18 protein-coding genes are annotated in these 12,050 nt (G+C 45.3%); 8 read left to right on the top strand and 10 right to left on the bottom strand.

Translation table 11 applies throughout. From position 1 onward, the window contains the following. Positions 1-10 precede the first annotated feature (10 nt). Positions 11-454 carry a hypothetical protein gene (locus AC121Z_RS14540; protein WP_498124854.1) on the bottom strand — a complete coding sequence of 148 codons (444 nt, stop codon included), beginning with the start codon at positions 452-454 and terminating at the stop codon, positions 11-13. A gap of 202 nt (positions 455-656) precedes the next feature. On the opposite strand from AC121Z_RS14540, the gene AC121Z_RS14535 reads away from it, so the two are divergent. Beyond that, positions 657-878, top strand: a complete 222-nt coding sequence (locus AC121Z_RS14535; RefSeq protein ID WP_012518669.1) for a TA system antitoxin ParD family protein — start codon at positions 657-659, stop codon at positions 876-878. Next, positions 871-1,161, top strand: coding sequence for a type II toxin-antitoxin system RelE/ParE family toxin (locus tag AC121Z_RS14530; protein ID WP_498124851.1), 291 nt, complete (start codon positions 871-873; stop codon positions 1,159-1,161). The genes AC121Z_RS14535 and AC121Z_RS14530 overlap by 8 nt, the downstream gene beginning before the upstream one ends. A 51-nt stretch (positions 1,162-1,212) precedes the next feature. Here the strand turns inward: AC121Z_RS14530 and AC121Z_RS14525 are convergent, their stop codons facing one another. From AC121Z_RS14525 to AC121Z_RS14490, 8 genes are all read right to left on the bottom strand, one after another. Further along, the gene (locus tag AC121Z_RS14525) at positions 1,213-1,578 is read right to left on the bottom strand and encodes a hypothetical protein (RefSeq protein ID WP_498124849.1); all 366 of its coding nucleotides are present in this window, start codon (positions 1,576-1,578) and stop codon (positions 1,213-1,215) included. 42 nt (positions 1,579-1,620) lie between these two features. Beyond that, positions 1,621-2,037, bottom strand: a complete 417-nt coding sequence (locus tag AC121Z_RS14520; protein WP_498124847.1) for a GFA family protein — start codon at positions 2,035-2,037, stop codon at positions 1,621-1,623. 136 nt (positions 2,038-2,173) lie between these two features. Further along, a complete protein-coding gene (locus AC121Z_RS14515; RefSeq protein ID WP_498124845.1) occupies positions 2,174-2,467 on the bottom strand; it encodes a HigA family addiction module antitoxin in 294 nt (97 codons plus the stop codon). After that, positions 2,467-2,745, bottom strand: coding sequence for a type II toxin-antitoxin system RelE/ParE family toxin (locus tag AC121Z_RS14510; RefSeq protein ID WP_498124843.1), 279 nt, complete (start codon positions 2,743-2,745; stop codon positions 2,467-2,469). Before AC121Z_RS14510 ends, AC121Z_RS14515 begins: the two co-directional genes overlap by 1 nt. Before the next feature lie 213 nt (positions 2,746-2,958). Further along, positions 2,959-3,171: a hypothetical protein gene (locus tag AC121Z_RS14505; RefSeq protein WP_498124842.1), complete on the bottom strand. Its 213-nt coding sequence runs from the start codon at positions 3,169-3,171 to the stop codon at positions 2,959-2,961. 329 nt (positions 3,172-3,500) lie between these two features. Continuing rightward, positions 3,501-3,833 carry a Qac family quaternary ammonium compound efflux SMR transporter gene (locus AC121Z_RS14500; protein ID WP_255051615.1) on the bottom strand — a complete coding sequence of 111 codons (333 nt, stop codon included), beginning with the start codon at positions 3,831-3,833 and terminating at the stop codon, positions 3,501-3,503. 215 nt (positions 3,834-4,048) lie between these two features. Continuing rightward, entirely contained in the window at positions 4,049-4,360 is a 312-nt protein-coding gene (locus AC121Z_RS14495; RefSeq protein WP_498124840.1) for a hypothetical protein, read from the bottom strand. Between the two features lie 124 nt (positions 4,361-4,484). Beyond that, on the bottom strand, positions 4,485-4,775 hold the full coding sequence (locus AC121Z_RS14490) for a hypothetical protein (protein WP_100658450.1): 291 nt from the start codon (positions 4,773-4,775) through the stop codon (positions 4,485-4,487). Positions 4,776-5,051: 276 nt separating this feature from the next. On the opposite strand from AC121Z_RS14490, the gene AC121Z_RS14485 reads away from it, so the two are divergent. Beyond that, positions 5,052-6,008, top strand: coding sequence for an integron integrase (locus tag AC121Z_RS14485; protein WP_498124839.1), 957 nt, complete (start codon positions 5,052-5,054; stop codon positions 6,006-6,008). On the opposite strand, the gene ispB is transcribed toward AC121Z_RS14485, so the two are convergent. Beyond that, on the bottom strand, positions 6,005-6,976 hold the full coding sequence (gene ispB, locus AC121Z_RS14480) for an octaprenyl diphosphate synthase (RefSeq protein WP_498124837.1): 972 nt from the start codon (positions 6,974-6,976) through the stop codon (positions 6,005-6,007). The two genes, AC121Z_RS14485 and ispB, sit on opposite strands and share 4 nt — an antisense overlap. Positions 6,977-7,307: 331 nt before the next feature. Between ispB and rplU the strand changes: the two genes are divergently transcribed. The 5 genes from rplU (at position 7,308) to AC121Z_RS14455 (ending at position 12,014) form a co-directional block, all read left to right on the top strand. Continuing rightward, complete coding sequence (gene rplU, locus AC121Z_RS14475) at positions 7,308-7,619, top strand: 50S ribosomal protein L21 (protein WP_498124835.1); 312 nt, start codon at positions 7,308-7,310, stop codon at positions 7,617-7,619. Between the two features lie 15 nt (positions 7,620-7,634). Further along, complete coding sequence (gene rpmA / locus AC121Z_RS14470) at positions 7,635-7,892, top strand: 50S ribosomal protein L27 (RefSeq protein ID WP_100643728.1); 258 nt, start codon at positions 7,635-7,637, stop codon at positions 7,890-7,892. Between the two features lie 276 nt (positions 7,893-8,168). Continuing rightward, the gene (gene cgtA / locus AC121Z_RS14465; protein WP_498124833.1) at positions 8,169-9,329 is read left to right on the top strand and encodes an Obg family GTPase CgtA; all 1,161 of its coding nucleotides are present in this window, start codon (positions 8,169-8,171) and stop codon (positions 9,327-9,329) included. Between the two features lie 100 nt (positions 9,330-9,429). Then, positions 9,430-9,930: a type 3 dihydrofolate reductase gene (folA, locus tag AC121Z_RS14460; RefSeq protein ID WP_498124831.1), complete on the top strand. Its 501-nt coding sequence runs from the start codon at positions 9,430-9,432 to the stop codon at positions 9,928-9,930. Positions 9,931-10,088: 158 nt separating this feature from the next. Then, positions 10,089-12,014, top strand: coding sequence for a glycoside hydrolase family 13 protein (locus AC121Z_RS14455; protein WP_498124829.1), 1,926 nt, complete (start codon positions 10,089-10,091; stop codon positions 12,012-12,014). Positions 12,015-12,050 lie beyond the last annotated feature (36 nt).

The raw sequence follows: 12,050 nt of genomic DNA, 5'->3' as shown, positions 1-12,050 counted from the left end.
TGAGTGCTTATTAGAAACCAATGTCATAGCCAGCAATTTTATCTCTAGCGAATCTTTGCAGATCATTATCGATCTCATCGTCGAAAGAGAATGAATAAATAATCCATTTTTCTTGCGGCTTGTAGAATACAAATTCTAACCTTACGGGTTGGCGTTCGTATAGTGCCAGGTATGTTATGTGATAAAGCTTTTCGGCAAGATGTTCCTCGCCAAGCATTACTTTACCGTAGAACTCTCCTACCAAACTATTAAGATAGTTGAGTTGAGCTTTAACATTTTGAACATCATCAGGCTTTTGAATTATCCATTTATTTGAAGAGTAAATAGAGTCGACTGCCTCTGAAATTTTTCCTGATTCGTAAAGCTCAAAAAATTTATCGATTTCCTTTTGGTATGCAAAAGAAAATTGGCTAAAGCTTAATATGGTTATAAAGAAGAGTATTTTGGCTTTCATAAAACATCCTGTCAGTTAAAAAATTTCTTACACCCCAATAAGGGACAATTACCTGTAGGCTATAATACCGAGCGAAGCGAAGGGAGCCTACGTGTTTTTGTCCCTAGCGAGCGCAGCGAGTGTTAAAGCGTTTGTTATACGCAATTTGCCACACCTGTAGCGCATTGCTACAATGTGGCAACGGACTATTAGGAGACACATTATGGCAACCGCGAGTGTAAGACTAGACCAAGATCTAGTTGAGAAAGCTACCATTATGGGCAAAGCACTAAACCGAACTATGCCAAAACAGATTGAGCATTGGGCAAAGATAGGTGAAATGATGGAAGATAATCCTGATTTACCATACGAATTCGTGAAACAGGCAATTATTTCCAAAGCGGAAAAAGAGGCAGGAAAATTGGAGCCTTACGATTTTGGCTAGGATTACCAGTGTTTTACAGACAGCTAATTTTAAGAGAGCAGTAAAGAAGTTACATACAAATCAGAAAAAAGACTTAGATAAAGCTGTAAAGGAACTGATGGACGACCCTCTTCTAGGAGAACAGAAAAAAGGCGACCTAGCTTTTCTTCGCGTGTACAAGTTCAAGATGGTCAAGCAGTTAACTTTACTTGGTTACAGCTACGAAGATGGTACTGTAATACTTGAATTGATAGCTCTTGGTTCTCATGAAAACTTTTACCGCGATGTTAAAAAGTTATTCTGACCAATTGCGTATTTGTCCCAGCGACCAAAGGGAGTGAGCTTTATTGGCTTGTTATGTTGCAAACCCGCGGTCCTTGAGCATTTTGGTTAACACGATTTCAGACCACTTGATAATGTTATCCGCATCGTTTCCTGCCTTTTCAGAATCAAACGTGATAATAATTGGATAGCCGCCATTTTCGCAATATTCTGTTTGGTCAAAGCCAGCATAGAGTAAACCTAAAGAAGGGATCGAATTATTCGGATCGCCTGTTACCCAATAACTAACCCGGCTATTAAATCCATCGTTGAAGATTTCTTGTCCGAGTTCTCGAGCTTGTTGTTCCGAGTTTAAGCAAATAGGACGATACACCATATTTGAAGTATTAGCGCATCCAGTAATTAACAAACAAGATAGAACCGAAGGGATAAATTTCACGGCTTCCTCCTTGAAACATAACTTTTATGTCTTGAACTTTTATTACCCACCGAAAGCTTTCTTGTGTCGTTCGCCGCTATTGCCAATTTCTTCCCATGTGGCCTTAGAGTCTGTGAAAAGATGATGCTTAACTTCTAAGTTTTCATAGCCCGAATCTAAAAGACTCACAGGAATATAGGAATGTACATCATCGTTTTTTCCCGGAAGCGGAGAGCCACATATTCTGCAAAAATTGGTGAGCCAATCGTGATTAGGCTTTGTCCATTGTTGAATAACGCTTAAATCCCCTTCCATTTTTAAAGATTCGTTTGGAACAACGGTAACAGCAATGCCTCCACTTCCTGTAGATTTTCTGCAAATTGAACAATGGCAAATCAAAACACTAGCAAGAGGAACACCTATGGAAAAGGAAATAGCGCCACAATTGCATGAGCCTCTTGCATAGGTTTGGCTTTCCATTTATCAATCCCTAAGTGATGTTGTTTAAGAGCGTGACATAACGCCCAGCATAAAGGGCTGCTAGCTGTGGGCTAAAATCGCGGAGCCGCAGCAAGTAGGCGTCCCTGCGAGCGCAGCGAGTGCGTTGATCGATTTGTTAGGCGGCATGCAGATCTAAGGGTTGAACGTTTTTAAGATCGGTGACCTGTTTTGCTTGCCACAAATCATAATTGTCTTGCATTGCCAGCCAGCTCTCTGGGCTACGGCCCAAAACTTTAGAAAGTCGAAGCGCCATTTCTGGCGTGATTGAGCTTTTACCCTTAACTACACGACTAAGTGTAGAAGCCGCAACACCCAAATGAGTAGCAAGAGTTCTGCAACTAACTTCATGAGGCTCTAAATAGATAGACTCGATGAATTCCCCTGGATGCGGTGGATTATGCATATTCATTAGTGATAGTCCTCGTAGTTTAAGATGTACGCATTACCATCTTTAAATTCAAAAGTTACTCGCCAATTGCCATTAACAGTAATAGACCAAATATTGGTTCTATCCCCTTTAAGCTTATGCAAAGCGAAACCCGGAACATTTATGTCTTCTATATCATGAGCAGAATGTATAGCAGCCAACTGCATGCGGAGCTTTTTCACATGTTTTGGCTGAATACCCGAGGTTTTGCCTTTTTCAAAAAACAACCTCAGCCCTTTGTGTTTAAAAGATTTAATCATAGACTCAGTGTAGCGTGGTGCGCAACGCGGGTCAACTCTTGACGCCTAGACACAATGACTCCCTTTGAAAGTGCTAGCCTCCGCATTTTCGTGGGTTAGCTTTCACCAACACCCCCATAAGGGGCAATTATCTGTAGGCTAAAATACGGAGCGAAGCGGAGGGGCCTACAGGTAAGTGTCCCAGCGCAGCGCATTAATGGGCTTGTTATATGCCTACTCGCTAACCTCTTTCTTAGGCTCCATAAAGTTCATTATTCCGAGCAGGATCCAACCGCCAACCCAAGTAAAAAAGCCCAAGAAAAAAGTGGCCAAACCGGCAATAAGTTTAGAACGTTTCTGTTTGTGAGCTAAATAGATGGCCAGTATCGCTGGGATTACTGCAAAGAATAAGGGAAGCAACATAACCATATTTACATTAATATTCATAAACTACCTTGTAATTTGAAGAAGCAAAAAAAGTTCCAAAAGCATAAAGAGTATTGACATGGAAATGTTCAGCTTTCGCCAACCTTTGCTCCTTTTTGAATGCTCCAATCTTACCATATTACGGTATGAGGATGCTCCAATGTAGAACCAATCTCTATATACCCATTTGAAGCTACTACCAACTTCAGCAATGAAATTTAGCACCAATTCTCACTAGGCATATAACACCCCAAGAAGGGGCAATTACACGCAGGCTATAATACGGAACGAAGTGACGGGAGCCTGCGTGTAATTGTCCCGCTTACTTGGCTTGTTAGATGCGCTGCAAATTAATGCACGCTGGCTTTTGAAAGCAAATTGAGCACAACAACCCCAGTTACAATTAACCCCATTCCAACAGCACCCCAAAGATCAAGTTTTTGCCCATGCATGAACCAAGCAACTAAAGTCACTAAAACTATTCCAAGCCCTGACCAAATTGCATATGCCATTCCAACAGGAATTGATTTGAGAGTGAGTGAAAGCAAATAAAACGCTGCACCATAACCAGCAACAACAAGTAACGAAGGAGCTAATTTAGTAAAACCCTCACTAGACTTCAGACTAGATGTTGCAATTACCTCACAAATGATAGCCGCGGATAAAAATATCCAGTTCTTCATAGCTTTCTCCAGTTTTTATATCTCGCGCAAGACTATACTAATATTCAAGAAATAAGCAGTCTTGTTCTTTCAAAAAAACTGTGAGCACATGAAGCATCTAACATTAAGCTAAGCGGCGCATTTGCGTGGGGCATAATGGCGAAGCCGCCCCGCGTGTATGCGTCCCAGCGAACGCAGTGAGTGAGTTTATTGAGTTGTTAGGCCGTGCTGATAAGTTAGTCACGGCTATTAATAAAACTTTGTAACTCATCTGAGAAGCCACTAATTTGTTTAGCTTCTAGAAGGCCGTCTGACTTCATTAATGCAAGTTGCAGCATAGCTTTAGACCTTGCATTGTAATCGAATATGTTGGCGATACGTTTGTCGCTGTTTTCCATCAATTTATACAAATAAAGATATTTTGCATGATTTGAAAGTTCGGGGTCATCGATTCCTTTACGCACATCGTCTAAAACTTGCTGGCAGCATCTATCTAATGCATCTGCCTTAACTTGTTTGAAGTGTTTCCAATCTGCCTCTGAAATCATGTTTTACCTCTATAGGCCTAACACCCCAATAAGGGGCAAATATGTGTGCGGCATAATCCGAGGAGGCCGCACACGTATTTGTCCCAACGACCGCAGGGAGTGAGCTTGATTGACTTGTTATACATCACTGTTTCATTAGCCTTTGGAGTATATCTATTCGGTCATGAATTCTCTTACTTTCAATGTGAGTTTCTGCACTAACTGCAACAATCATCAATAGCAATGCGTACAGCACAGGCTGTTCAAAAAGCTCAGGAAACATCCAGAGTAAAAATGCGAACACTGCAATAAAGCCCAAGTTTCTTAAAAGTGTTTCTTTTATGCTCGGCTTCAATTTCTCAAATTGATTTAGCAGAGCTTCTTTCTTTTGAATGTCGTCGTAAAGAGCTTTTGCTTCTATTTCATCCTTGTTCATTTTGTATTCCTAATTTGGTGTATAACAACTTATTGGACACCAATTTGGGGCAAATTTTTACGCCAATCTGGTGCATAGTCTGTATTGCTAGTTTAGCGGATTGGCCTGGAGCGTCCAGCAATATTCACTTGGCATGTTATTGGACATTTGGGGGGAATTCATTTGGACAAAGTGAAGAAATATCTACCTGAAAATGAGTAAGCCTTAAAACTGTATTTATGAACAGTGGTTTTGTGTGCGTTTATTCGCCATTTTACGTTTTATTTGGGCTAACTTATGCGATCGCCATTTCTAAATTATGTCGCGGATTTTATGCGCACAAAACGCTATGCCAAGCGCTCTATCGAGAGTTACATTCGTTGGATAGCTGCTTATATTCGTTTTCACGGAAATCGTCATCCGGCGCAATTGACTGACACTGATGTTGTTTCCTTTCTTGAACATTTAGTGTTGAAAAAAAATGTCGCTGCGAACACACAAGCTCAGGCATTAAATGCCCTCACTTTTCTTTACGCCAAGATTATCGAAAGGCCACTCAGTGAAGATATGGGATTTGTGCGGAGTGCGCGCCAGAAAAAATTACCGGTGGTGCTAACCAAGGCTGAAATAGCATTGCTCTTGGCCCATGTCGCCCCGAAGCATTTACTCGCGGTGAGTTTACTTTATGGTAGCGGGTTGCGCTTAATGGAGTGTGTCCGTCTGCGGGTCGGTGATATTGATTTTAACTACCGATGTATTCGGGTTTGGCATGGCAAAGGTGGTAAGCATCGAGTTGTTACGTTGTCAGACAGTTTACTTTCAGCACTTCAAAATCAAATTCAGCAAGTAGAAACGATCTTGCATCAAGATATTCAGTGCCCTGCATGGGCTGGGGTGTGGATGCCTCACCGAATGGCGGAAAAATTTCAATCCGCTAATAAGCAACTGCATTGGCAATACTTGTTTCCGTCACAAAAACGAAGTACTGATCCTGAGAGTAACCTGCTACGTCGTCATCACATTGATGAAAAGCAGATCCAACGCGCGGTGCGTGAAGCAACTTATGCCGCGGGTATTAAAAAATCTGTTACTCCTCATACATTACGGCACAGTTTCGCAACCCACTTATTGCAATCTGGTGCAGATATTCGCACGGTGCAGGACCAGTTAGGCCACTCTGATGTGAAAACCACACAAATTTATACCCATATTTTGCAACGCGGTGGGCACGGAGTAATGAGTCCGCTGGGTTAAGCGTCCCGCTCTACAGCCGTATGTGCCAAAGCAATCAGCGCTTGCTTGTATTCACTATCAGGAATTGGGGCCAGAGCTGCAATGGCGGCATCGGCTTCTCGCTCAGCTAACTGGCGGGTATATTCCAGCGCCCCCGTTTGTTTGATCACACCTAAGATCCGATCAAACGACTGCATGCCATCGCCATTTTCGATTGCCTGACGGATCAGTCCGGCATCTTCTGGATTGGCATTCCACATGGCATAAAGGAGTGGCAGGGTAGGTTTGCCCTCAGCTAAATCATCGCCAACATTCTTGCCCATCGTGGCGGCGTCGGCATCATAATCGAGTACATCATCAATTAATTGAAACGCGGTGCCTAGATACTTGCCATAGTCCTGCATTGCCAGTTCAATGGTTTCCGGCTGTTCAGTCAGAACGGCTGCAAGCTGGGTAGCGGCCTCAAATAAACGTGCAGTTTTGCTGTAAATAACATCCATATAGCGCTGTTCGGTGGTGTCAGGATCATTGCAGTTCATCAGCTGCATGACTTCGCCTTGCGCAATGCGATTGGTTGCATCAGATAAGATATCCATCACTCGCATGCGCTGCAATCCCACCATCATTTGAAACGCGCGCGAGTAGAGAAAATCGCCCACCAAAACACTCGCCTGATTGCCAAACAATTCGTTCGCGGTTTCGCGGCCGCGGCGCATAGTCGATTCATCCACCACATCATCGTGCAGTAGTGTCGCGGTATGAATAAATTCTATGATTGCCGCCAAACTAATATGCGCATCATCCTGAATATTTAGCGCTCTGGCACTGACTACGGTTAATAAGGGGCGTAAGCGCTTGCCACCGCTATTCACGATGTAAAAACCGAGTTGATTGATCAAGGCTACATCTGACGATACTTGCTCTTGGATCAGCTGATTAACAGCCAACATGTCAGGATTAGCGAGTTGCTGAATTGCGTTTTTATCCATGCGCCTTTGCATTAGTTATGTGCGAAGAGTGATGGGCTGCAATTTTACAGAAAAGTCGCGTGGTATCCAGTCAAGTGTGCAGATAAAAGCGGCTTTTCATCGTGTAGAAGGGGCTTAGCAAGTTGATCATTATCGGTTACTATACCGCCCTGTCGGGGGCAATCGGGGTCTAGATTTCCCATAGAAATAGCGGGTTTTTCGACGAATTGTAAAAAGTGACGTAAAAATAACCATTTTTATGCCATTAACCCTTGCGACACATTCCTAGATCACGTACAATCCGCGCCCTGTTTTTGTAATCAGCGCAGTAGAGCGCAGAGCGGAGTAATTTATGTACGCGGTTTTCCAAAGTGGTGGTAAACAACACCGTGTGGCCGAAGGTCAAACCGTTCGTCTTGAAAAAATCGAAGTAGCACCAGGCGAAACGGTTGAGTTCGAAGACATCTTAATGGTAAGCAATGGTGATGACGTTAAAATCGGCACACCTTCAGTAGCGGGTGCTAAAGTAACAGCTGAGGTTGTTGCGCACGGTCGTGGTGAGAAAGTTAAGATCATCAAGTTCCGTCGCCGTAAGCATTCACGTAAGCAAATGGGTCATCGTCAGTGGTTCACTGAAGTGAAGATCACTGGCATTAGCGCATAATAGGAGCACGAACACATGGCACACAAAAAAGCTGGTGGTAGTACCAAAAACGGTCGTGATTCAGAAAGCAAACGCTTAGGTGTTAAGCGTTTCGGTGGTGAGTCAGTATTAGCGGGTAACATCATCGTTCGTCAACGTGGTACGCGTTTCCACGCCGGCGACAACATGGGTATCGGCAAAGACCACACTTTATTTGCTCTAGCTGACGGTAAAGTTCAGTTTGAAGTTAAAGGTCCTAAGAATCGTAAATACGTTAGCATTGTTGCTGAGTAATATTTAAGATTTGTAGAAAAGCCCCGCTTCAAGCGGGGTTTTTTTATGCAAGTGGCTGGCATTGCCATGCAAAGCCCGCTGGTGTTAACTACACTATGAATGGATGATTGAGCAGTCATGTTTAATTATCCAAGTCACCTATGCAGGGTGAATGGCCTTTCACGTTAACGTTGACGATGCGATTAGCGCGGCCGACAGAACACACAGTAAGCCGATTTCTGTGCTTATTAGCACACATTGGCTTACGCAATGTAATGTAAGTAAATCGAGATAATCATGAAGTTTGTAGATGAAGCGGACATCCGCGTAGAAGCGGGCGATGGGGGCAATGGAACCGTCGGTTTTCGCCGTGAGAAGTATATTCCACGAGGTGGTCCTGATGGGGGCGACGGTGGCGATGGCGGCAGTGTTTACTTGATTGCCGATGAGAATCTCAATACTTTGATTGATTATCGATTTGAACGTTTTCATCGCGCTGAGCGTGGCCAAAATGGCCAGGGTAGTAATTGTACTGGGCGCGGCGGGGCTGACCTAGAGTTACGTGTACCCGTGGGTACCCGAGCAACGGATGCTGATACGGCTGAAGTGCTGGGCGACTTAACCAAACACGGTCAACGTCTCAAAGTGGCTCAGGGCGGTTTTCATGGTCTGGGCAATGCCCGTTTTAAAAGCAGTACTAACCGAGCGCCACGGCAGAAAACCAATGGTACGCCGGGTGAAATTCGTAACCTCAAATTGGAACTGATGCTATTAGCTGATGTGGGTTTGCTAGGGATGCCAAATGCGGGTAAATCAACGTTTATTCGCGCGGTCTCTGCGGCCAAACCCAAAGTCGCTGATTATCCGTTTACCACCTTAGTTCCTAACCTCGGTGTAGTGCGCATGGACTCGCAAGAGAGTTTTGTGATCGCCGATATTCCGGGCTTGATTGAAGGCGCGGCGGAAGGGGCTGGGCTGGGAATTCAGTTCTTGCGTCATTTAGAGCGTTGTCGCGTATTATTGCACTTAGTCGATTTAATGCCGGCGGATGGTAGCGATCCAGTCGACAATGCCCGCGCGATTATTAACGAGCTAGAAAAATACAGCCCCAAGTTGGCAGCCAAACCACGCTGGTTGGTGTTTAACAAGATTGATTTGTTGTTACCAGAAGAAGCTGAAGAGTTAACTGCGCGTGTGGCTAAGGAATTAGGCTGGGAAGGCGAGTATTATCAAATCTCGGCCTTTCAAAAGCTTGAAACCCAGAGTTTATGCCGTCAAGTCATGGATTTCTTACAGTCATTACCAACCGATGAAGCGGCCGAAGAGTCTGCAGAGGAAGTGGAATTCAAGTGGGAAACATACCATAAGAACACCCTTGAACAGGCTGATTGGGACGATGATGATTGGGATGATGACGAAGACGACGATCACCCGAACGTTATTTACACCAACGAATAGAGCGCGGCGTAATTACCCAGTCCAGCGCCTAAACAGCGGTCGCAAATTTGTCGCAAAATGTTTAGACTCTGGGCTTTAATTTTATGAGCCTTGCCCCGTAATGCGAATATCAATGATTGCAGCCATGACGCCCGCGCGGGTGATTGGCGCCAACAACACCATGCCCTGGCATTTACCAGCGGATCTTAAGCACTTTAAAGCGGTAACCCTTGGCAAACCGGTGATCATGGGGCGCAAGACCTATGAGTCTATTGGCCGAGCATTGCCTGGCCGGGAAAACATTGTGATAACGCACCAAGCCGATTACACCTTGCCTGACGCTACGGTTGTTAACAGTTGCGATGCCGCTATCGAGCATGCAAAGTCGCTAGCGGTGGATGAAATCATGGTGATCGGCGGGGGCTTGATCTATCAGACACTGTTACGCAAAGCTGATCGCCTGTATCTGACCTTTATCGATGCTGATGTTAAAGGCGATACGTTTTTTCCCAAGTACGATGAAAATGCCTATTGGCATGAGATCGCCCGCGAGCATCGTGAAGCCGATGAGAACAATGCGTATGCGCTGGATTTTGTTACCTTAGAGCGTATTTCGAGCTAGCTTAATTTCTTCCCGATAGTCGTAGCGCATGCTGCTACCTGTGTGCGCATGCGGTAAAACAGGTGTTAGCAATCGGTTGCATACGTATGTTTAAGGCAACCTAAGTGTGTTTTGCTATGCTGCAACGAAAGCTCGCAAAATACGCTCATAGGTTATCCATGAAATTAACATTACCACTCGCCATTGGTGCAATTGCCAGCGTTTTATTGCTCGGTGCTTGTCAACGCGAAGTCACCTCAGAGCAAACGCAATCCAAGCCGCCCGCATGGGCGCAGGATGTGGTGTGGTATCAGATCTTTGTTGAGCGTTTTCATAATGGGGATCCATCAAACGACCCAACCGCTGAGGACCTTGCCGGTGGTTATCCCGGCTTTGTGCCAGCAGATTGGCAGCTCACGCCCTGGACACAGGACTGGTATGCGCCGGATCCGTATTTTGCCTCGGTGCATGGCAAGTTGGATACCGGCGGTTACCCCATTGATAAATTTGGCACAAAAACCAGCTTACGCCGGTATGGTGGTGATTTGCAGGGCGTACTCGATAAACTGGATTATCTGCAGTCGTTAGGAGTCACCGCGCTGTATTTTAATCCGGTGAACGATTCTCCCTCGCTGCATAAATTTGATGCGCGCCATTGGCGTCATGTGGATGTTAACTTCGGCCCTGATCCGGCAGGAGATAAGCGGTTAATTGCGCAAGAAGAACCGAGTGATCCTGCCACTTGGGTAATGACCAGTGCCGATAAGCTCTTTGTTGAAGTCATTAAACAGGCGAAACAGCGCGGTATGCGCGTGATCCTCGATTATTCCTGGAATCACACGGGCAATACCTTTTGGGCTTGGCAAGATGTCCTAAAGCAACAGCAAGCGTCACCCTATGCTGATTGGTATTGGGTTGATCAATTTGACGATCCAAACACGCCAGACAACGAGTTTGCTTTTCAGGGTTGGTTTGGGGTCAAGCAAATGCCGGAAATTCGCGAAACGGTACGCGTCGATCATTCGGATGGTATTGAAGTGTTCGAGGGTGACATCGCATCGGCGGCAGTCAAGCAGCATATTTTTGCCGTGACTAAGCGCTGGCTTGATCCTAATGGCGATGGTGACCCATCCGACGGCTTAGATGGCTATCGACTGGATGTCGCGGCAGAAATCCCCTTAGGGTTCTGGCGTGAGTACCGTCAATATGTGCGTTCTATCAATCCAGAGGCTTACTTGATCGGTGAGATCTGGTGGCAGGAATACCCCGATAAGCTTATTGATCCAGCTAACTTACTGCAAGGGGATATCTTTGACGCAGTCATGAATTATCGCTGGTACCGCAGCGCACGCCGATTTTTCGCGGGTATCAACAATTCTATTTCTGCTACTGACCTGGTGGCTCAGCTAAAGGAACTGCAGCATGGTTATAGTCGCGCTCATGCCCTTGCTATGATGAACATGTCGGCCAGCCATGATACGCCACGTTTACTAACCTCATTCTATAATTCAACCAACTATAAGTTTAACGCGAGTGCTGAAGCCAATCCCGAGTACCGTATTGGTAAACCCGATGCCTTAACCTATGATCGTGTTAAGACCTTTTTAGCCTTTCAGTTCACTCAGCCGGGCGCGCCTCAAATTTATGCCGGAGACGAAATGGGCATGTGGGGCAGTGATGATCCGCACAATCGTAAACCACTCATTTGGCCGGAACTTGAGTTTGCCCCAGAACAAGGTCACCCATTAGGACTGCCGCGCACCGCTGACCCGGTGATTTTCGATCAAGCCTTGTTTACCGTCTATCAATCACTCATTGCGTTGCGCAAGATGAATCCGGTTTTGGTGAACGGGGCTATTGATTATTATGCTGCTGATAACGATAACCAAATACTGGCGTATGCGCGCACCAACGACGAAGGCGCGCGAGTGTATGTGGCGTTTAATCTGTCGTTTGATGTACAGCCGATGCCACTGCCCTTGGGCTTTATGCAGTCAACTAAAATCCAACTGTGGCAGTCAGACGCCCCAGAAATTCGCGAGTTCGTTACGGCCCAGCCAGTCATGTTGCGCCCCATGACGGCGAGTATTGTGATCATTCCCTGAATAACCAATACTCCAGTCCATAGGGTATAAGTTCTG

This window comes from Alteromonas sp. DYW1 (assembly GCF_059752595.1).
This window is presented reverse-complemented; position numbering and strand designations above follow the sequence as displayed.

What these genes read in the sequence shown, in the direction of transcription:
- AC121Z_RS14540 (WP_498124854.1), bottom strand. Translation starts at nt 454, where the DNA reads ATGAAAGCCAAAATACTCTTCTTTATAACCATATTAAGCTTTAGCCAA.
- AC121Z_RS14535 (WP_012518669.1), top strand. Translation starts at nt 657, where the DNA reads ATGGCAACCGCGAGTGTAAGACTAGACCAAGATCTAGTTGAGAAAGCT.
- AC121Z_RS14520 (WP_498124847.1), bottom strand. Translation starts at nt 2,037, where the DNA reads ATGGAAAGCCAAACCTATGCAAGAGGCTCATGCAATTGTGGCGCTATT.
- AC121Z_RS14515 (WP_498124845.1), bottom strand. Translation starts at nt 2,467, where the DNA reads ATGAATATGCATAATCCACCGCATCCAGGGGAATTCATCGAGTCTATC.
- AC121Z_RS14510 (WP_498124843.1), bottom strand. Translation starts at nt 2,745, where the DNA reads ATGATTAAATCTTTTAAACACAAAGGGCTGAGGTTGTTTTTTGAAAAA.
- AC121Z_RS14505 (WP_498124842.1), bottom strand. Translation starts at nt 3,171, where the DNA reads ATGAATATTAATGTAAATATGGTTATGTTGCTTCCCTTATTCTTTGCA.
- AC121Z_RS14500 (WP_255051615.1), bottom strand. Translation starts at nt 3,833, where the DNA reads ATGAAGAACTGGATATTTTTATCCGCGGCTATCATTTGTGAGGTAATT.
- AC121Z_RS14495 (WP_498124840.1), bottom strand. Translation starts at nt 4,360, where the DNA reads ATGATTTCAGAGGCAGATTGGAAACACTTCAAACAAGTTAAGGCAGAT.
- AC121Z_RS14490 (WP_100658450.1), bottom strand. Translation starts at nt 4,775, where the DNA reads ATGAACAAGGATGAAATAGAAGCAAAAGCTCTTTACGACGACATTCAA.
- AC121Z_RS14485 (WP_498124839.1), top strand. Translation starts at nt 5,052, where the DNA reads ATGCGATCGCCATTTCTAAATTATGTCGCGGATTTTATGCGCACAAAA.
- ispB (WP_498124837.1), bottom strand. Translation starts at nt 6,976, where the DNA reads ATGGATAAAAACGCAATTCAGCAACTCGCTAATCCTGACATGTTGGCT.
- rplU (WP_498124835.1), top strand. Translation starts at nt 7,308, where the DNA reads ATGTACGCGGTTTTCCAAAGTGGTGGTAAACAACACCGTGTGGCCGAA.
- rpmA (WP_100643728.1), top strand. Translation starts at nt 7,635, where the DNA reads ATGGCACACAAAAAAGCTGGTGGTAGTACCAAAAACGGTCGTGATTCA.
- cgtA (WP_498124833.1), top strand. Translation starts at nt 8,169, where the DNA reads ATGAAGTTTGTAGATGAAGCGGACATCCGCGTAGAAGCGGGCGATGGG.
- folA (WP_498124831.1), top strand. Translation starts at nt 9,430, where the DNA reads ATGCGAATATCAATGATTGCAGCCATGACGCCCGCGCGGGTGATTGGC.
- AC121Z_RS14455 (WP_498124829.1), top strand. Translation starts at nt 10,089, where the DNA reads ATGAAATTAACATTACCACTCGCCATTGGTGCAATTGCCAGCGTTTTA.